Below are 19,051 nucleotides of genomic sequence, written 5' to 3' on the forward strand. Positions count from 1 at the left end.
GCGCCGACAGGAGCGGGCGCGTCTCACGTGCCCCTCGCGGTGATCAGCCAAGTCGCGAGTCGATGACGGGCGCGAGCGGCTCGAGGTGCAGCTCCTCGAGATCGAGCTCGCGCTCGACCCGCTGGAACGCCGCGTCGCCGATGGTGCCGTCCGCGCGCAGCGCGAGCAGGCGTCGTCGCTCCGCGTCGATCGCCGCGCGCACGACGACGGAGTCGTGATGCTCGCCGGCGCTCCGTGCTCCGTGCTCGACGCGCGACAGCATCACTTCGAAGCGGCGTCGCAGCAGCTCGGCGAGCTCGCCCCCGCGGTATGCGTCGGTCGCCGCAATCGCCGCGCGCAGCGTCGCGACGCGTGCGAGCGCTGTCTCGCGCTCGACCTCGCCGTCGTCCTCGAGGCGGAGCGCCCTCGCGAGCGGTCCCAGCGTCAGCCCCTGCACCACGAGCGTCCCCAGCACGACGCCGAACGCGCAGAAGAGGATCAGGTCGCGGTACGGGAACGCCGGCTCACCGTGTCCGCCGGCCGGCAGCGCGAGCGCCACCGCGAGCGTGGTGATGCCGCGCATGCCGCACCACCCGACGAGCGCGGCCGCGCGCGGCGACAGCGCGAACGCGCGGCGCCCGCCGCGCCTCTGCACGAGCGCCGCCGCCGACACCCACACGATCCGCGCGGCGATCGTCGCGACACAGACCGCAGTCGCGATGCCGACGTGCTCGATCAGGAGGCTCGCGCTCATGCGCCCGACGATCGCGTTCAGCTGGAGCCCCACGAGCGTGAACGCGAGCACGGTCAGCACGAACACCGCGAGCTCCCACACCGCGTAGGACGGCACGCGCACGCGCGCGGGGATCACGTCGCCGGCGCGCCGCGCGTAGGCCATCGCGAACACGACGAGCGCGAGGATCCCCGACAGATGCAGCCGCTCGGCGAGCATCCACACGCCGAACGTCACGCCGAACTGCACGACGACGGCGAGCGCCACGTCTTCGATGCGCGCGGTGAGCCAGAGGACGGCGCGCGCGAGCACGAGCCCGAGCACGACACTTCCGACGCTCACCACGAGCAGCATCGGGATCACGGACTCGAGCGTGAGCGAGCCCGCGAGCGCGGCGCCGATCGCCAGCCGGTAGACGAGGATCGCGCTCGCGTCGTTGAAGAGGCTCTCGCCCTCGAGGACCACCAGGATGCGATGAGGCGGCCGCAGCTGGCGCAGCACCGTCGTCGCGGCCGCGGCGTCGGGAGGCGCGACGATCGCACCGAGCGCGATCGCCGCAGCCCACGGCATCGAGGGCACGAGCGCGCGCACCACGATCGCGACGGCTGCGACCGTGAGCACGACCGCGCCCACCGCGAGTCCCGAGACCGCGCGCCAGCTCGCGCGGAGATCACGCGGGGACGCATCGAAGGCGGCGTCGATCAGCAGCGGCGCGACGAAGAGCGTCAGCGCCAGCTCGGGGTCGAGCACGATCTCGGGCGCGCCCGGCAGCATCGCGATCACCGCGCCCACGAGCGCCGCGGTCGCGGGGTACGGCGCGCCGATCCGCCTCGAGAGGGCGGTGAGCGCCGCACCCGCGAGCACGAGCGCGATGACGATCTCGAAGGTCTCCATGCGACGCGCGTACGCTCACGCCGCCTTGGTGGGATCGCCCATCGGCCAGGCCACGCCGTCGCCGCGGTCCATCTTCGCGATCGCAGCCATGTCCTGGTCGTCGATGCGGAACGAGAACAGGTCGGCGTTCTGCCGCATGCGCTCGGGCTTCGTGCTCTTGGGCAGCACCGGATATCCCATCTGGATCGCCCACCGCAGGAGCACCTGCGCCTCGCTCACGCCGTACTTCGCGGCCATCGCCTTGAACGGCGAGTCCGCGCGCTCACCGGTCGCCCTCATCTCGGCGGTCTTCGCGCTGTCGTGCCCCTCGGCGATCCGCCACGTGGAGAGCGGCACGAGGCTGCTGTACGCGATCGGCGTGATGCCCTTCTCGGCGAGATAGCGGACCAGCGCAGGCTTCTGCGACCAGGGGTGCAGCTCGATCTGGTTCGCGTCCGGCAGCGGCAGCCCCGCCCCCACGAGCTCCTCGATGTGCGCGACGTCGAAGTTGCTCACGCCGATGGCGCGCGCCTTCCCCTGTCGCTTCAGCTCGACGAGGCCGCGCCACTGCGCGAGCCGCTGCTCGTGGTCGAAGGGCGCGTGGATGAGATAGAGGTCGACGTACTCCAGCCCGAGCCGCGCGAGGCTCTCGTCCAGCGACGCGATCGTCGTCTCGGTCGTCTTCGGCGTCTGCCCCCACGCGGCGTTCCCGGGCCAGAGCTTCGTCGTCACGAAGACGTCCTTCCGGGAGAGGCCGTGCGCCTCGAGCGCCTGTCGGATCCCGGCGCCCACGCCCTCCTCGTTCCCATAGAACTCGGCGGTATCGACGTGCCGGAACCCGACTCCGAGCGCCGCGCGCACCACGGCGGCCGCATCGTCGTTCGCGATGAGATACGTGCCGAGCCCGACGTACGGGATCTCGATGCCGGCGGTCAGCACACGAGTGTCGTTCTTGCCCATTCGGTCCTCCTTCGAGCGCCACGAAGCGCGCTCGCCATCTCTCTCACGCCGGACCGCGGAGCGCCTGCCAGTTCCTCGCCGTTGCGTGCCCAATCCTCTCCGCACGCATAGAACCGTGATAGTCAGTCGGGATGGACGTCCAGAAGCTCGCCGCGCAGGCGCTCCGGCTGGTCCCTCGACAGCTCGGCGAATCGCCCCAATCCGTCGAGCCGATGCCCGGTCTGGTGCTCCTCCGGCACCATCGCCGCACCGCGTTCGAGGCCTCCATCTACGAGCCCGTCTTCTGCCTGATCGTCCAGGGAAGGAAGGAGACGACGCTCGGCGGGCACACCGTCGGATCGGCGGCGGGCGAGTGTCTGCTGGTCAGTCACGACCTGCCGGTGATCTCTCGGATCACGCAGGCTCCGTATCTGTCGCTGCTGCTCGACATCGAGCTCGCGACCCTGAGGGGCCTCTACGAGGAGCTCGCGGACACGGCGTTCGACTCCACGCATGCGCGCGCGCTGCAGGTGCACGAGGCGGACGAGCCGCTGCTCGAGGCGCTGGGCCGCTACCTCGCGCTCGCCGGATCGCAGACCGACGCCAAGGTGCTCGGCCCGCTCATCCTGAAGGAGATCCACTACCGCCTGCTCACCGCGCCGTTCGGCGCGATGCTGCGGCGCCTGATCCGGATCGACAGCCACGAGAGCGCGATCGCCCGGGCCATCGCCCACATCCGCCGCGACTTCCGCGCGCCGATCGCGATCGCGGAGCTGGCGCAGAAGGTCGGGATGAGCCCGGCGTCGTTCCACAAGCACTTCAAGGAGATCACGGCATCGACGCCGCTCCAGTACCAGAAGGAGCTCCGCCTGCTGCAGGCGAGGCGGCTTCTCTCGACGGGCGGAGCATCGGTGTCCTCCGCCGCCTTCGAGGTCGGCTACGAGAGCCCGAGTCAGTTCAGTCGGGAGTACACGCGCAGGTTCGGTGTGCCGCCCAGCAAGGACGCAGGCGACTCGCGTCAGCACGAGTGATTGTCGAGGGTGGCTGAACAGCCCATGCACAGCACCCGTCCTACTCGGGGCTCGCCTCGGTCCACATCATCGCTCGCACGGCGTGAGAGTCGCCGTGACGAGAGGTGCGTGCGTGATCTCCGGCAACGACGGTTCGATCGATGGGGTGGGCGAGCGAGCGGACGGCGGCGAGGCGCTCGGCGCGCGTCGGGCGTGGAGCGCCGTCGGTTCGATGGCGCTCTGCGTCGCGTTGCTCATCGCCTCGGAGTTCATGCCCGTCAGCTTGCTCACTCCGATCGCTTCGGATCTCGGCGCGACGGAGGGAATGGCCGGTCAGGCGATTTCGATCTCCGGTTTGTTCGCGGTCGTGACGAGCCTGCTCATCGCGTCGGTCGCGAGCCGCTTCGATCGACGCAGCGTCTTGTTGGCGTTGACGGCCGTCATGCTGGGCTCGCTGCTGTCGATCGCGAACGCCTCGAGCTTCGGAACGCTCATGGCCGCACGCGCTCTCCTCGGCGTGACCATCGGCGGCTTCTGGGCGCTGGCGACGGCCACGGTCATGCGTCTCGTGCCTGGACGGGATGTTCCGAGAGCCCTCGGCGTCCTCTACATGGGCAATGCCGTGGCGACGGCGTTCGCGGCTCCGATCGGCAGCTATCTCGGTGAGATCATCGGTTGGCGCGGCGTGTTCGAGGCGTTGGTGCCCATCGTCGTGCTGAATCTGATCTGGCAGTGGGTCAGTCTGCCGTCCCTTCCTCCCCGAGCGTCGAATCCCGTCGGGAGGGTGTTCGGCCTGTTGAAGCGCCGCAACGTCGCATTCGCCATGTCGGGCGTGATGTTGACGTTCGCCGGCGCGTTCTGCGCATTCACCTACTTCAGGCCGTTCCTCGAGGGCTACACGCACGCGAGCGTGCCGCAGCTGTCGATGCTGCTCCTCGGGCTCGGGGCGGCTGGATTCGTCGGCACGTACGGCGCCAGCTCGTTGCTCGGGAAGCACCTCTATCCGTTGCTCCGTTGGCTGCCGCTGATGCTCGCCGTCGTGACGGTCGCGCTGCTCGCCGGTGGGCGCAATCTCTGGGCCGTTGCGGTCGCGATGATCGCGTGGGGCACGTTGAACTCCGCGATCCCCGTCGCGTGGTCCACCTGGCTGTCGAAGGGCATTCACGACGAGCCGGAGAGCGGTGGTGGTCTGATGGTCGCGGCCATCCAACTCTCCATCATGCTGGGCGCGGCCTTCGGCGGCGTGCTCCTCGATCGTTTCTCGATCGCCGCGACGCTGCTCGGCGCAGCCTGCCTGCTCGTGGCCGGCTCGCTCGTCGTCGGCAGCGGAAGCCGAATCACGTCGAGCGATTGAGTCGAGAGAACGCCGTTCTCGAGAGCTGCAGAACGAGTGCGACGCAGGACTTGACAATCGCCCGACGGGGGCGCGTGTTCTAGCGCGTGGCCACGATTCCCTTCCTCCAGCTCCAGGCGTTCCTCGCCGTCGCTCGAGCGCAGAGCTTCAGCGGCGCGGCGCGCGAGCTCGGCGTCTCACGCTCGGCCGTGAGCCAGAGCGTGCGGCAGCTGGAAGAAGAGCTGGGCGTGGTCCTCGTCGCACGCACGACTCGGAGCGTGGCGCTCACCGACGCCGGACGTCGCCTGCTCGATGCCGTGGGCCCTGCCTTCGCACAGACACGTGCGGCGCTCGACGAGGTCGCGGCGAAGCCTGGCGAGGTGGTCGGGCGTGTGCGGTTGACGGTGCCGAGAGCGGCCTTCGACTTCGTGATCGAGCCGGTGCTCCCGACGTTCCGTGAGCGTCATCCCCGCATCCAGCTCGAGATCATCTTCGAGGATCGACGTGTGGACATCGTCCGCGAGGGCTACGACGCGGGGATTCGATTGAGTGAGTTCGTCGAGCGCGACATGGTGAGTGTCCGGCTCACCGATGCATTTCGGTTCGTCGTCGTCGGCGCGCCCAGCTACCTCGAGAAGCACGGTGCTCCGCAGCGCCCCGAGGATCTCCTCCATCACGAGTGCCTCACCTTCCGCTCGGAGACGACGGGGTCGCTCTACGCATGGGAGCTCGAGCGGGGTCGGAAGACCTGGCGCATCCCGGTTCGAGGCTCGGTGGTCACGAACGAGGGTCTCTTCTGCATCCGATGGGCAGAGCAGGGACTGGGGCTCTCGTACATGTACGAACCGCTCGTCGCCGAGCAGATCCGCACGGGGCGACTCGTACGCGTGCTCGAGCCCTATGCGGCGTCGGTCCCCGGGTTCTTCCTCTATTACCCGAGTCGCACGCAGCGCTCCGAGCCGCTCCGGCTGTTCATCGAGACGGTTCGCGAGCATGCCGCCCAACACACGGCCGCCGCGAAGAGCAAATCATCGCGCTGAGAGCAGGCCCCCACGCCGAGCGCGCGATGGCGACGAGACGCCGTTTCGGCGCACGCACCGTCAACCGTGGCTAAACGGCTCGTGCGCCCGCCGACCTCTGCTCCGTCGACGAGCTCGAACGTAGGGTTTGGCGACGATGAGCACGAAGTCCGACGTGGCCGAAGAGGCGCGAGACGAATCCCTTGGGGTGGACACGGGCCGACGCCACTTCCTGAAGGTCGCGGGTGCCGGCGCGGCGGTGTTGGGCGCGCTTCCGCTCGGGAGCCGCCGTGCACGCGCGCAGGACGGGCTGGCCTGGGACAAGACGTTTCCCAGGAGCGCGCTCGTGAGCCACGAGAAGGTGGCGTTCTACAACCGGCTCGGCATCCACCTCGTGGCCGATCTCTACGTCCCGCGGAGTCTGGACCGAAGGACGCGCGCGTCGGCAATCGTCGTGGGTCATCCCTATGGCGGAGTGAAGGAGCAGACCTCCGGCCTCTATGCGCAGCGCATGGCCGAGCGCGGCTTCGTCACCATCGCATTCGATGCGTCGTACAACGGAGAGAGCGGAGGCCAGCCCCGCTCCATCGCTTCGGCGGAGGCGTTCGTCGAGGACTTCAGCGCCGCAATCGACTACCTCGGCGCGAGCCCGTTCGTCGACCGGAACCGAATCGGAGTCATCGGCATTTGTGGCAGTGGCGGCTTCGGCTTGGCGGCTGCGGAGATCGATCCGCGCATCAAGGCGATCGCCACCGTCAGCATGTACGACATCGGCCAGGCGACGCGGCAGGGACTGGCGGAGCGCCTGAACAGAGCCGAGCTCACGAGGGCCCTGGAGACGATCGCGGCACAACGCTGGGCCGAAGTGGACGGTGGACGACGAGCGATGGTGATCGGAACGCCCGAGGTCATCACCGACGGTTCGTCCGCGATCGAGAGAGAGTTCTTCGACTACTACCGCACGCCGCGGGGCCACCATCCGCGCTCGACCACGGCGATGTCGCTGACCAGCGGCGCCGCGATGTCGTTGTTCTGGTCGTTCGAGCATCTCGATTGGATCTCGCCGCGACCGGTCCTGTTCATCACGGGCGACCGAGCGCACTCACGGCTCTTCAGCGAGCACGCATTCCGGAGGGCCTCGGAGCCGAAGGAGCTCTACGTCGTGCCGGGCGCCGGCCACGTGGATCTCTACGACCGCGTGGGCCTCATCCCCTGGGACAAGCTCACGTCCTTCTTCGACGCGCATCTCGGGTGAGGCGATGATCGTCATTCGTCGAGATTCGGCATCGAGCGGGCGACTGCCTCTGAGACCGATGCGCGGCCCGCGAAGCGAGCTCCTCGTCACCGAGCCCAGCGCGGCGCGCTGCCACACACCGCAGTGACCTCTCGTGCGCTTGTGACGCGCACACCACGGCGCCATGAGCGTCGAAGACGGGCCCGAGACCGCGCACGTTGCCCGCGGCGGATCGAGGAGGATCGCGAGATGTTCGATCGACCGAGCTCGCCGGCCGCCGGCGAGAACATGGCGGTGGTGGGAAGCATCGGCGTCGTCGACGGCGTCGCCGTCGCCGGCAGCGTCACCACGGGCAGGAGCGTCGCTGTCGCCGGCAGTGTCGCAACCGTCCGGAGCGTCGCTGTCGCCCGCAGCTCGGCGACGGCGGGGAGCGTCGCTGTCGCGGGGAGCGCCGGGACCGCAGGCAGTGTCGCAGTCGCCGGCAGCGCGGGCACCGCGGGCAGTGTCGCAGTCGCCGGCAGCGCGGGCACCACCGGCAGTGTCGCCGTCGCCGGCAGCTTGCTCACGCTGCTCGGCATCGGAATCCGCAGCTGCGTGGCGACGCTCGCGTGCGTCCGCTGCCTCCGTTGCATCGCGTGTGTCGCTTGCGTCGACTGCGTGGACTGCATCGGCTGCGTCGGCTGCGTCGGCCTGCGCGGCGCGGTGGGACAGCGCCAGGTCCGCGCTGTGGCCTGAGGCGACCGACACACGCAGCCACCTTGGTCAGCCCATGCGCGTCAGGGTGACGAGGCGCTCTTCGCCTGATCGAGTCGCGCGGCTTCGCGAGTGCCCATCAGGTGGTCCCACAGGATCAGCGCTTCACCGAAGTTCACGCTCGCATCGGCGTGATGGCGGTTGTGGAACGCAGACGTGTTCAGCCACAGCCTCGGCAGCACCGCCTCCACCAGCCTCGACTGCGCGCCGCAGTGCAGATAGAGGTTCAGCGTCACGAAGCCGGCCACCAGCGCGAAGTACACCGGCGCGTAGTGCGGTGCCCACGGGAACGCGAGCAGGACGATCGGAAAGAACGTCAGCAAGGACTCGACCGCGCCCACCGCGAACGACGAGTACGACGTGGGGTCGCGATAGCCGTGGTGCGCGCGGTGGAACGGGAAGAGCCACCGCGTGTGCAGGAGCCGGTGCTTCCAGTAGAGCCACGCGTCGAGCGCCACCAGCGCGAACAGATTGCCGAGCACCACCGTGCCGAGCCCGCCTGCCTCCTCGAGCGTCCACACGAGGCCGGTTGGCTCACCCGCCCGGAGGCGCGCGAGCGGCCACGCCAACAGGCACGATGCGACCAGCGTCGCGCCGAGCGTGTCCTTCGTCCCGCGCCACGCGAAGGTCGGCAGTCGCCTCGGGCCCTGCAGCCGCGACGGGCTCCGCTCCGAGAGCCACGTGAAGAGCGCCGCGCCTGGGAGCAGGACGCAGGTGATGCCGACGAACGCGATCACCATCGCGCCGTAGAAGCGCGCGGGTCCCTGCGGGCAGAGCAGCCCGGCCAGCACCAGCACCGCGAACACGAGCCGCTCGATCCAGTGCGCACGCGTCATGGGAGACCTCCGGACACCTCGACCTTCTCACCGTTACACCGTGTAACGCAAGACGTGACCCGGCGACCGTCGCGACGGGCGCGCTACCATCCGCGCCGATGGCGACGCGGAAGACCGGCAAGACCTCGGCGCGCGCACGTGTGCCGCCCGACGCACGGAGGCGTCAGCTCATCGACGAAGCCTCGCGCCTCCTCACCGAGGAGGGCCTCGACAGCCTCCAGATCAGCTCGCTCGCCGAGCGCGCCGGAGTCTCGCGCCCGCTCGTCTATCGCATGTTCCCGACGCGCCAGGCGCTCGTGCGCGCGGTCCTCGACGACTTCAACGACGCGATCGATCGGCGCTTCCACCGAGCGCTCCTGCGCGCGCTTCCGGCGGGCACCATCGAGAGCATCACGACGGCGTTCATCGATGCGAGCTGCGACGTGATCGAGGAGAAGGGCGCCGGTCCCTGGCTCCTGCTCGACGCGCGCGGGAGCGACCCCGACATCGCGCGCATCTCACGCGAGGCGTTCACGCACCTGCTCGGGCCGTGGCAGGAGCAGCTCGCGACCTTCACCGGCACCAGCGCGAAGCGCGCCGCGAACGACCTCTGGATCATCGTCGCCGCCGGACGCGCTGCGCTGTGGGGATGGATCGACGGCTCCATCTCGCGCGCCGATGCCGTCGCGGATGCGACGCGCGCCGTCAGCGCGCTGGTCGCCGCGTTCGGAGCACCCCGCGGCGCATCCGCACCGCGCGCCAAGGCGCAGGAATCATCGAGCGCTCGCCCGCGGCGGCGGGCGAAGTGATCGCCGCGCCAGCGAGCCGCCAGCACGCTCACGCCGCGCGCGGGACACGGCGTCTCCCTTCGAGGAATTCCCGCGTCACGACCGAGCTCACGCATCCGCCTGATCGCAGCGTCGCGAGCGCCGATGCCGAACGCGATCTCCGCGTCAGGCGCGGTATTGTTGGGCGAGTCGCTCGAGCGGAACCGGGCGGATCTTGTGCGCCTGACCTGCCGAGCCGAAGGCTTCGAAGCGCGCTCTGCAGATGCTGCGCGCTGCCTCCATCGCGGCTTTGAGGTATTTGCGCGGATCGAACTCGGTGGGTCTCTCGACGAGACTACGGCGAATCGCACCCGTCATCGCGAGACGAATGTCGGTATCGACATTGACCTTCCGCACACCGTGCCGAATGGCCTCCTGGATGCGCTCGACGGGAACTCCGTAGGTCTCTCCGATCTCGCCTCCGAACTCCCGGATCACGTCCAACCATTCTTGCGGAACCGAGCTCGAGCCGTGCATCACCAACGGCGTCTCCGGGACCCGCGCGTGGATCTCCGCGATCCGGCCGATCGCGAGCACGTCATCGCTCGGCTCGCGCGTGAACTTGTACGCGCCGTGCGAGGTGCCGACCGCCACCGCGAGCGCGTCCACCCTCGTCCTGCGGACGAACTCGACGGCTTGCGCCGGATCCGTCAACAACGCATCGCGCGACAACTGGCCCTCGGCGCCGGAGCCATCCTCCTCGCCCGCGCGGCCGGTCTCGAGCGAGCCGAGGCACCCGAGCTCTCCCTCGACCGACACTCCCACCGCGTGCGCCATGGCCACGACTTTCGCCGTGACCTCGACGTTGTACTCGAACGTGGCCGGCGTCTTCATGTCGGTCATGAGCGAGCCGTCCATCATGACCGAGGTGAACCCCGACCGGATCGATGCCGCGCACACGGCGGGGCTCGCGCCATGGTCTTGATGGAGCACGACCGGGATGTCCGGATATGCCTCCACCGCTGCGAGCGCCAGATGCCGTAGAAAGGGCTCGCCCGCATACGCGCGTGCTCCCGCCGACGCCTGGAGGATCACGGGACTGCCAGTCTCGGCCGCAGCGGACATCACGGCCTGGACCTGCTCGAGGTTGTTGACGTTGAACGCAGGGACCGCGTAGCCGCGCTCGGCCGCATGATTCAGCAACTGACGTAGGGAGATGAATGCCATCGCCTCGAGCGACGGTGCATCTTCGAAGCCAAATGGTGACCACGGCTGGCGGATGCGGGACCGGCCCGAAAATGTCCCGCGTCTCGAGCGCTGCGCGATCGAGCGCGGCTCTCAGACGTCGAGGAGCGCCGTGGCGACTCGCGCCATCTCGTCGGCCTCGTCGACCTGGACGACCCACGCGGAGGCGCGGCTCCCGGGGGCCGTGATCGCTCGATCCACCGGGCTCGCGGCGTTCCGAGCACGGTCGAGCTCGAGACCGAGCCACGCGAGGGGCCCGAGGATCCGCTCACGAATCTCGGCGGCATTCTCTCCGACACCACCGCCGAACACGACCGCATCGAGCCCGCCGAGCACTGCCGCGTACGCGCCGATGATCTTGCGCAGTCGATGGCAGTAGAGCTCGAGCGCGAGAACGGCGCGGCCATCACCGCTCGCCGCCAGTCGCAGGACGTCGGGCATCGCGTCATGGCCACAGACGCCGAGCAGGCCACCTCGCTGGTTGATCCAATGGTCGAGCTGGTCCGCCGAACAGCCGCGTGCGCGCAGGAGGTGGATGAGCAAACCAGGATCCACGTCGCCGGAACGACTGGCCATCACGAGCCCTTCGGACGGCGAGAACCCCATCGACGTATCGAGCGCTCTGCCATCGAGGATCGCAGTCGCCGAGCAGCCCGCACCGAGCTGGAGAGTGACGAGGCGTCGGGGTCTCGCGGGCAGCTCCCGGGCTCGCCGACTCATGTAGGAATGCGCCAGCCCGTGGAACCCGTAGCGGCGTATGGGCCCGAGCTCGGACGCGAGCGCGTAGGTCGCCGCGTGATCGGGAAGGTCGTGGAAGAACGCGGTGTCGACCGCCGCGAGCTGCGGCACGTTCGGCCCGAAGGCGATCCGAGCCGCTGCGAGATAGCGGAGCGCCGCGGGATTGTGGAGTGGCGCGAGCGGGCTCGCGTCGCGCACGGCAGCTTCCACGTCCGGAGTGAAGAACGCGTGCCTCTGCACGTCGCCTGCGTGCACGACGCGATGGACGACGGCGTCGATCGCTCCGTGAGGTGCCACGAATTCCGCGAGATCGACGACGGCGTCCCGAGACGCGCGCCGCGAGCTCACGATCCGCCCATCGCGCCACACCGCGAGCTTGACCGACGAGCTCCCCGTGTTGACCAACAGCAAGCGTACCTGGTGGACGCTCGTCATCGCGGCTCAGTCCTCGTGCTTGCGAGCGCGCATCCAGCGTTCGTGATCCGCCCGTACGACCTCGATCGCTTCGGCGCTCGAGACCGCGCACCGCGGAATCGAGAGCTCCTGTTCGGACGCGAAAGCCAGGTCCGCACCGAGCATGTGGGTGCGAGCCCATCGAACGAGGTCGCTCCACATCGGCCCGACGAAGACGAGCGGCTTGTCGCTCAGGTGGCCGACCTGCAGGAGCTGCCAGATCATCATCGCCTCGAGAACCGTCCCGATCCCGCCGGGCGCGACGATGTACGCGTCCGACGCCAACACGAAATGATGCAGGCGCGTGAAGAAGGTCCGGTGCTCGTACATCTGCGTGACGAACGCATTCGGTGTCTGCTCGAAGGGCAGGCTGATGCGAATCCCCATCGAGCGGGCTCCGGCACCACTCGCCGCGTCGCTGGCTCCCGCGTTGGCCGCGCTCATGAGACCCGGGCCGCCGCCAGTGACGATGTCGCACCCGAGCTCGGTCAGTGCTCTCGCCACCCGGCGGGTCTCGTCGTAGACGAACGTTCCGGGCTCCGCGCGAGCGGATCCGAAGATCGTCACGCGGTAGCGCTCCTGCTTGGACGGGCGCAGCCGAGTGAGGCCGTTCACGACCTCCCACAGCTTGAGCACGCTCTCGACGACGACGTCCTTGACGCGGTCTTCGTCGTCGAGGCTGATGTCGCCGCGATCGGCGTCCGAGCCACTCACGGCCGCGACTCCGCACGGTACGGGAACTTCCACTCTTCCATCTCGGGCTTGTCGACCCCGAACTCGTACGCATACGCCTGACTCGCGAGCTGGGCGTTCCGGAGCTTCTCCTTCTGATGGATGCCCCGGCGCTGCAGCCACGGGACTCGATCGATCACGTCCATCGCGAGGCTGAATCGATCGATGCGGTTCTGGATCGCGAGCTCGAGAGGCGTGTTGATGTTTCCCTTCTCCCGATAGCCGTGTACGTGGAAGCTCTGACTGTTGGCGCGCCGGTAGATCATCCGGTGGATGAGCCACGGATAGCCGTGGAAGTTGAAGATGACCGGCTTGTCGGTGGTGAACGTGCCCTCGAAGTCCCGATCCGACATGCCGTGCTCGTGCTCGTCCGGCGATGCCAGGCGATAGAGGTCGACCACGTTGACGAAGCGGATCTTCAGCTCGGGAAAGTCTTCGTGGAGGAGCGTGACGGCTGCGAGGGCTTCCTTCGTCGCGATGTCGCCGGCGCAGGCGATGACGACGTCCGGCTCGGTCCCGTAGTCGTTGCTCGCCCGGCTCCAGACGCTCACTCCCTTCTTGCAGTGCACGATGGCCTCCTCCATGTCGAGATACTGGAGGTGCTTCTGCTTGTCGCAGACGATGACGTTGATGAGGCCACTGCTGCGCAAGCAGTGATCGGCCACGCACAACAACGTGTTCGCGTCGGGCGGCAGATAGATCCGGCAGACGTGCGGATCCTTGTTGAGGACGACGTCGAGGAACCCCGGATCCTGATGGGTGAACCCGTTGTGGTCCTGCCGCCAGACGGTCGACGTGAGCAATAGATTGAGCGAGGACACCGGTGCACGCCACAGCTGCTCTCGACTCGCCGAGAGCCACTTCGCGTGCATGTTGAACATCGAGTCGATGACGTGCGCGAAGGCCTCGTACGTCGAGAAGAACCCATGCCGGCCGGTGAGTAGATAGCCCTCGAGCCAGCCCTCGAGCGTGTGCTCCGAGAGCATCTCGAGGACCCGCCCGTCGGGGGACAGCTGTCCTCCGTCTGCGTCCTCCGGCAGGTAGTCGCCGAGCCACATCTTCTTCGTGACCTCGTAGATCGCGTCGAGGCGGTTCGACGCGGTCTCGTCGGGACAGAAGACGCGGAAGTTGTGCATGTTGGCACGCATGATGTCGCGCAGGAATTCTCCGAGCGGCCGAGTGTTCCCGACGGTGCTGCGACCCGGCTGCTCCACTCGGACCGCGTAGTCGCGGAAGTCCGGCATCCGCAGCGGCCTCCGCAGCAGCCCGCCGTTGGCGTGCGGATTGGAGCCCATGCGCCGTCGGTCTTGCGGTGCCAGCGCTCGGAGCTCCGGAATCAGCCGGCCATCCTGGTCGAACAGCTCCTCGGGACGATAGCTGCGCAGCCAGTCCTCGAGCAGCTTCAGGTGGGCCGGGTTCGAATGGATGCCCGAGAGCGGCACTTGGTGCGACCGCCAGAAGCCCTCGGTCTTGTGGTTGTCGACCTCGCGAGGGCCGGTCCAGCCCTTGGGGCTCCGCAGCACGATCATCGGCCACCGCGGCCGGACTGCTCTTCCGCTCGCGCGTGCGTCGCCCTGGATCTGCTTGATCTGGAGCACGCAGTCCTCGAGGGTCGCAGCCATCTGCTGGTGCATCGCCTCGGGATCCGAGCCCTCCACGTAGTACGGAGTCCATCCGTAGCCCCGCAACAGGCCGTCCAGCTCCTCGCGCGAGATGCGCGCCAGGATCGTCGGATTCGCGATCTTGTATCCGTTCAGGTGCAGGATGGGGAGCACGGCGCCGTCGCGAATCGGATTCAAGAACTTCGTCGAGTGCCACGCCGTGGCGAGCGGCCCCGTCTCGGCTTCTCCGTCGCCGACCTCGACCGCCACGAGGAGATCGGGATTGTCGAAAGCCGCGCCGAACGCGTGAGAGATGCTGTAGCCCAGCTCACCGCCTTCGTGGATCGATCCGGGCGTCTCGGGAGTGCAGTGGCTCCCGATTCCCCCGGGGAACGAGAACGAGCGGAAGAGCTCGAGCATCCCCGCCTCGTCCTCGCCCTTGTCGGGATAGATCTCCGAGTACGAGCCCTCGAGGTAGACGGGGGCGAGCACGCCCGGCGCGCCGTGGCCGGAGCCCGCCATGAAGATCGCATCGAGGTCGTACTTCTTGATCAGGCGATTGAGGTGCACGTACATGAAGCTCAGGCCGGGGCTCGCGCCCCAGTGGCCCAAGAGGCGCTGCTTGACGTGCTCGGGGCGCAGCGGCTCGCGCAGCAGGGGATTGGCGCGCAGGTAGATCATCCCCACCGCGAGGTAGTTGCACGCACGCCAGTACGCGTGCATGGCCCGCAGCTCTGCAGACGCGCTCTGTCCCGGGGAGGCTCCACGCCGCCCCGATTCCCACTGCTCGACGTGCGTCATGATCTCACTCCTGCGAACGGCGTTCGTGGCACTCGCGCCGCGCCTTCGCTCCGGCGAGCCGGTTCTGCATGTCGCGTTCCGGCAGCGAGCTACTTCGCGACTGCGATGGACTTCCGGAAGCGCGTCACGCTGTAGACGAAGAACCCGAGGCCGACGACGCTCACCATCGCGAAGTTCCGCCACACGGCCCCCAGGCCGCCGCCGCGGTACACGATGACCTGCGAGAAGCTGACGAAATGCCTCGTCGGAAGGAAGTAGGTGAGCGCCTGCAGCCACTCGGGCTGACTCTCCACCGGAGTCGAGCCTCCGGAGAGCAGCTGCAGAACGACGACGACGAGCACGATCAGGAGGGCGAACTGCGCCATCGAACGTGAGATCGTGCCGAGGAACAGGCCGAGCGCCGTCGCGAAGAAGAGGTACAGCGCCACGCCGACGAACCACAGCGCGTGTGAGCCTGCGAACGGCACCCCGAGCACCATCTGGACCATGACGAAAAGCGAGATCGCGGTCGCGACGAGGATGACGAGCGCGTTGGCCCACACCTTTCCCATCGCGATCTCGAATGCGGTCAGCGGCATGACGAGCAGGTGCTCGAGCGTGCCGTGCTCTCGCTCTCGAATCACGGCAGCACCCGTGAGCACGATCGTCAGGAGCGTCAGCTGGTTGATGATCGCGACGACGCTCGTGAACCAAGACGACTCACTGTTCGGATTGAACAGCTTCCGCACGATCAGCTGCGCGGGCCTCGGCCCTTCCTCTTCGGTGCGCCGGAGGAAGCTCGAGATCCGATCGTCGATGATGTTCTTGATGTAGCCGGAGCCGATGCCGGCCTGCTGCATCGCCGTCGCATCGATGCTCACCTGGATCTCCGGATGGCGTCCTGCGCGGAGGTCGTACTCGAAGCGCGGAGGGATCGTGACGACGAACATGAATCGTCCCTCGTCCATCGCGTCTTCGATCTGATCGGTCCGGATCTCCTCGGGCCTCTGGAAGCGCGGGGGATAGAACGCGTTGAGCAATTCCCTCGAGAGCGCGGAGCGGTCCTCGTCGACGAACGCGATCGAAGCGTTGTTGACTTCGTTCGAGGTGCCGGTCGCCTGCGAGTAGACGGTCCACGTGAACGCGTATGCGACGAAGAGCATCAGGACCGTGTCGCCGACCAGGCTCCGCAGCTCCTTGAGCCCCAACCACGCGATGTTCGTCAGCGAGTGCACGTCATCGGTCCTGCTTCTTCAGGGCGAGCGCGCTCACCGCGAGGAGGATCGGAATGGTGCACGCGAGGACGAGCAGGTCGTGCGCCATCAGTCGGGGCGCGAGGCCCTTCGTGTAGGCGCCGACGCTCGAGTGCATGTAGTACGTCGTCGGCCAGACCGAGCCGATGATCCGGGCGCCGCCCTCGAGGGTCGAGACCGGCTGGAGCAGGCCGGCGAACTGGATCGTCGGCTGGATCGTGAGGATGGCCGTGACGAAGACCGCGGCGACCTGAGTCTTCGTGAACGTCGAAGTGACCATGCCGACGCCGGTCGTCACCACGACGTAGAGGAACGTGCAGAGCGTGAGGACCAGGAAGCTGCCCTTGATCGACACTCCGAACACGATCGCTGCGAGCGCCACCAGGATGAAGTAGTTGATCATCCCGATCGCGACGTAGGGAATCTGTTTCCCCAGCAGGTACTCGAGCCGTCCGGTCGGCGTGACGTAGAAGTTGATGATCGAGCCGAGCTCTTTCTCGCGCACGATGCTGACGGTCATGAGGATTGCCGGGATCAGGATCAACAGCAGCGCCGGCACACTCGGCACGATCGTGTAGATGCTCTCGAACGTCGGGTTGTACATGTAGCGTTTCTGGATGGACGCCGTGAATCGCGGTGGAGGCGTGCGGAGCGCGGTCCCGCGATGTCGCAGCATCGTCTCGTGGACGCCGCGCACGTACTGGGCGATCGTCTCGGCGCGATACGGCATCGCGCCGTCCACCTGCACGAGCACTTCGGCTTCCGACTCCCGCCGCACGTCGCGACCGAATCCTGGCGGGAGCTCCACGATGAACGACACGTCGCCGGACTTGAGCCGGTCGAGCCCCTCCTCGTCGGAGGTGACCGGTGCCGTCGGTCGGAAGTACTCGCTCGCTCCGGCGAACTGCTCGAGATAGGCGCGGCTCTCGGGCGTTCCGTCGCGGTCCAGGACCGCGTAACGAATGTCCTCGACGTCCGTGGTGATGCCGAATCCGAACACGAGCATCAGCAGCGCGGAGCCGACGAACGCGAACGTGAGTCGGATGGGATCGCGGCGGATCTGGATCGCCTCGTTGCGCGAATAGGCGAGCATCCGGCGCACCGGAAGCGGCACGCGGGACTTGCGCGCGGGCTTCGGCGGCGCTGCGGCTCCGACGGGCAGCGAGGCGGCCGGCGGGGGCACCGACGTCGTGCTCGGAGCGCCCTTCTCGGCCTTCGCGCGATCCGACGAATCGACGATCGCGTCCTCCATGTACGCGATGAACGCGTCTTCCAGGCCTGCCGCGCCACGCGCCTCGATCAGCTTCTCCGGCGCGTCGCACGCCAGCACTCGCCCGGCATGCATGAGGGAGATGCGGTCGCAGTGCATTCCCTCGTTCATGAAGTGCGTCGTCACGAAGATCGTGACGCCGTCTCTCCGGGAGAGCTCGACCAGCAGCTCCCAGAAGCTGTCTCGCGCGACGGGATCGACGCCCGACGTCGGCTCGTCGAGGATCAACAGCGTGGGCTCGTGCAGGACGGCGACTGCGAGCGAGAGTCGCTGGCGCAGACCCATCGGGAGATCGCGAGTCAGCGCGTCGATGTGAGGGCCGAGCCCGAACCGCTCGACCAGAGCGTCTATCCGCGTCTTCGCGACGTCGGGAGGAAGGTGGTAGAGGCGCGCGTCGAGAACCAGATTCTGCCGGACCGTCAGCTCCTCGTAGAGCGAGAAGGCCTGGGTCATGTATCCGATGGTCTTCCGGACTGCGATGCTCCCCGCTTCGACGGAGCTCCCGAAGATCGTCGCGGTCCCCTCGGTCGGCGGCAGGAGACCGGTGAGCATCTTCATCGTCGTCGACTTGCCGCAGCCGTTGGAGCCGAGGAAGCCGAAGATCTCGCCCCGCTCGATGCTCAGCGTCACGTGGTCGACCGCGGTGAAGCTGCCGAAACGTTGGGTCAGCCCCTTGGCCTCGATCGCGATCTCGCGCGCGCCGGCGGGGCGCGGCGGAATCACGAGCTTCCTGTGCCCGAGGCGCCTCTCCTCGGGCAGGAGCGCGATGAAGCACTCCTCGAGGCTCGTCGTGCCGGTCCGCTGCATCAGGTCCTGCGGGGTGCCGGCCGCGAGGACGCGCCCCGCGTCGATCGCGAAGATCCAGTCCCACCGCTGCGCCTCGTCCATGTACGCAGTGGAGATGACGACGCTCATCCCGGGCCGACCTGCGCGGATGTCGTCGATCAGAGTCCAGAACTGCCGGCGCGAGAGCGGATCGACACCCGTGGTCGGCTCGTCGAGGATGAGGAGATCGGGGTCGTGCACCAATGCACCGCAGAGCCCGACCTTCTGCTTCATGCCGCCGGAGAGCTTTCCCGCAGGCCGATCGCGAAACGGAGCGAGGCCGGTGGCGACGAGCAGATCATCGATGCGAGCTTCGCGCTCCTCGGCGGAGAGCCCGAAGAGCTGCGCCATGAAGTCGACGTTGTCGTGGACGCTCAGCTCGAGATAGAGATTCTTCCCCAACCCCTGCGGCATGTACGCGATCCGCGGCCCGGTGGATCGTCGATGCGCGGCGGACGCGATGTCGCCGCCGAGGACCGTGAGCTTGCCGTCCTGCAGCTTCTTCGAGCCTGCGATCAGCGCGAGGAGCGTGGACTTGCCGACACCGTCGGGGCCCACCACGCCGACCATCAGGCCACTCGGGACCTCGAGAGAGATGTGATCGAGCGCGACGACATGGCCATACCGGTGCGTCACGTCGGCCACCGTGACGACGGGACCGACGACGGGCGCCCCTGCGAGCGTGGTAGTCGTGCTCAC

Annotated in this window: 15 protein-coding genes; 6 read left to right on the top strand and 9 right to left on the bottom strand. The window is 68.0% G+C overall.

Translation table 11 applies throughout. The features are described 5' to 3' along the window. Positions 1–43: 43 nt before the first annotated feature. Positions 44–1,606 carry a cation:proton antiporter gene (locus tag I5071_RS24220; protein ID WP_236515144.1) on the bottom strand — a complete coding sequence of 521 codons (1,563 nt, stop codon included), beginning with the start codon at positions 1,604–1,606 and terminating at the stop codon, positions 44–46. 15 nt (positions 1,607–1,621) lie between these two features. Continuing rightward, positions 1,622–2,545, bottom strand: a complete 924-nt coding sequence (locus tag I5071_RS24225; protein ID WP_236515146.1) for an aldo/keto reductase — start codon at positions 2,543–2,545, stop codon at positions 1,622–1,624. Between the two features lie 131 nt (positions 2,546–2,676). On the opposite strand from I5071_RS24225, the gene I5071_RS24230 reads away from it, so the two are divergent. From I5071_RS24230 to I5071_RS24250, 5 genes are all read left to right on the top strand, one after another. Then, on the top strand, positions 2,677–3,555 hold the full coding sequence (locus I5071_RS24230; RefSeq protein WP_236515148.1) for an AraC family transcriptional regulator: 879 nt from the start codon (positions 2,677–2,679) through the stop codon (positions 3,553–3,555). A gap of 136 nt (positions 3,556–3,691) precedes the next feature. After that, the gene (locus I5071_RS24235) at positions 3,692–4,888 is read left to right on the top strand and encodes an MFS transporter (protein ID WP_419249662.1); all 1,197 of its coding nucleotides are present in this window, start codon (positions 3,692–3,694) and stop codon (positions 4,886–4,888) included. A gap of 86 nt (positions 4,889–4,974) precedes the next feature. Beyond that, entirely contained in the window at positions 4,975–5,907 is a 933-nt protein-coding gene (locus I5071_RS24240) for a LysR family transcriptional regulator (RefSeq protein WP_236515151.1), read from the top strand. A 136-nt stretch (positions 5,908–6,043) separates the two neighbouring features. After that, a complete protein-coding gene (locus I5071_RS24245; protein WP_236515153.1) occupies positions 6,044–7,141 on the top strand; it encodes an alpha/beta hydrolase in 1,098 nt (365 codons plus the stop codon). A gap of 267 nt (positions 7,142–7,408) precedes the next feature. Further along, the gene (locus I5071_RS24250; RefSeq protein WP_419249663.1) at positions 7,409–7,855 is read left to right on the top strand and encodes a hypothetical protein; all 447 of its coding nucleotides are present in this window, start codon (positions 7,409–7,411) and stop codon (positions 7,853–7,855) included. A 41-nt stretch (positions 7,856–7,896) separates the two neighbouring features. Here I5071_RS24250 and I5071_RS24255 read toward each other — a convergent pair whose 3' ends face one another. Continuing rightward, positions 7,897–8,709, bottom strand: a complete 813-nt coding sequence (locus I5071_RS24255; RefSeq protein WP_236515157.1) for a sterol desaturase family protein — start codon at positions 8,707–8,709, stop codon at positions 7,897–7,899. Positions 8,710–8,807: 98 nt separating this feature from the next. On the opposite strand from I5071_RS24255, the gene I5071_RS24260 reads away from it, so the two are divergent. Next, complete coding sequence (locus I5071_RS24260) at positions 8,808–9,497, top strand: TetR/AcrR family transcriptional regulator (protein WP_236515159.1); 690 nt, start codon at positions 8,808–8,810, stop codon at positions 9,495–9,497. Positions 9,498–9,641: 144 nt separating this feature from the next. On the opposite strand, the gene fba is transcribed toward I5071_RS24260, so the two are convergent. The 6 genes from fba to rbbA form a co-directional block, all read right to left on the bottom strand. Next, complete coding sequence (fba, locus tag I5071_RS24265; RefSeq protein ID WP_236515161.1) at positions 9,642–10,682, bottom strand: class II fructose-bisphosphate aldolase; 1,041 nt, start codon at positions 10,680–10,682, stop codon at positions 9,642–9,644. 111 nt (positions 10,683–10,793) lie between these two features. Further along, the gene (locus I5071_RS24270; protein WP_236515163.1) at positions 10,794–11,873 is read right to left on the bottom strand and encodes an acetate/propionate family kinase; all 1,080 of its coding nucleotides are present in this window, start codon (positions 11,871–11,873) and stop codon (positions 10,794–10,796) included. Between the two features lie 6 nt (positions 11,874–11,879). Further along, positions 11,880–12,527, bottom strand: a complete 648-nt coding sequence (locus tag I5071_RS24275; protein WP_236515165.1) for an LOG family protein — start codon at positions 12,525–12,527, stop codon at positions 11,880–11,882. Between the two features lie 74 nt (positions 12,528–12,601). After that, positions 12,602–15,025, bottom strand: a complete 2,424-nt coding sequence (locus I5071_RS24280; RefSeq protein WP_236607672.1) for a phosphoketolase — start codon at positions 15,023–15,025, stop codon at positions 12,602–12,604. An 89-nt stretch (positions 15,026–15,114) separates the two neighbouring features. Further along, positions 15,115–16,239, bottom strand: a complete 1,125-nt coding sequence (locus I5071_RS24285) for an ABC transporter permease (protein ID WP_236515167.1) — start codon at positions 16,237–16,239, stop codon at positions 15,115–15,117. A 1-nt stretch (position 16,240) separates the two neighbouring features. Next, positions 16,241–19,051 (bottom strand): ribosome-associated ATPase/putative transporter RbbA, encoded by a 2,811-nt coding sequence (gene rbbA, locus I5071_RS24290; RefSeq protein WP_236515169.1) that lies wholly within the window; start codon positions 19,049–19,051, stop codon positions 16,241–16,243.

It is taken from the genome of Sandaracinus amylolyticus (genome assembly GCF_021631985.1).
GTDB classification, from domain to species: domain Bacteria; phylum Myxococcota_A; class Polyangia; order Polyangiales; family Sandaracinaceae; genus Sandaracinus; species Sandaracinus amylolyticus_A.

Coding starts and splice junctions, on each gene's coding strand:
- I5071_RS24220 (WP_236515144.1), bottom strand. CDS start 1,606: ATGGAGACCTTCGAGATCGTCATCGCGCTCGTGCTCGCGGGTGCGGCG.
- I5071_RS24250 (WP_419249663.1), top strand. CDS start 7,409: ATGGCGGTGGTGGGAAGCATCGGCGTCGTCGACGGCGTCGCCGTCGCC.
- I5071_RS24245 (WP_236515153.1), top strand. CDS start 6,044: ATGAGCACGAAGTCCGACGTGGCCGAAGAGGCGCGAGACGAATCCCTT.
- I5071_RS24230 (WP_236515148.1), top strand. CDS start 2,677: ATGGACGTCCAGAAGCTCGCCGCGCAGGCGCTCCGGCTGGTCCCTCGA.
- I5071_RS24260 (WP_236515159.1), top strand. CDS start 8,808: ATGGCGACGCGGAAGACCGGCAAGACCTCGGCGCGCGCACGTGTGCCG.
- I5071_RS24225 (WP_236515146.1), bottom strand. CDS start 2,545: ATGGGCAAGAACGACACTCGTGTGCTGACCGCCGGCATCGAGATCCCG.
- I5071_RS24270 (WP_236515163.1), bottom strand. CDS start 11,873: ATGACGAGCGTCCACCAGGTACGCTTGCTGTTGGTCAACACGGGGAGC.
- fba (WP_236515161.1), bottom strand. CDS start 10,682: ATGGCATTCATCTCCCTACGTCAGTTGCTGAATCATGCGGCCGAGCGC.
- I5071_RS24255 (WP_236515157.1), bottom strand. CDS start 8,709: ATGACGCGTGCGCACTGGATCGAGCGGCTCGTGTTCGCGGTGCTGGTG.
- I5071_RS24280 (WP_236607672.1), bottom strand. CDS start 15,025: ATGACGCACGTCGAGCAGTGGGAATCGGGGCGGCGTGGAGCCTCCCCG.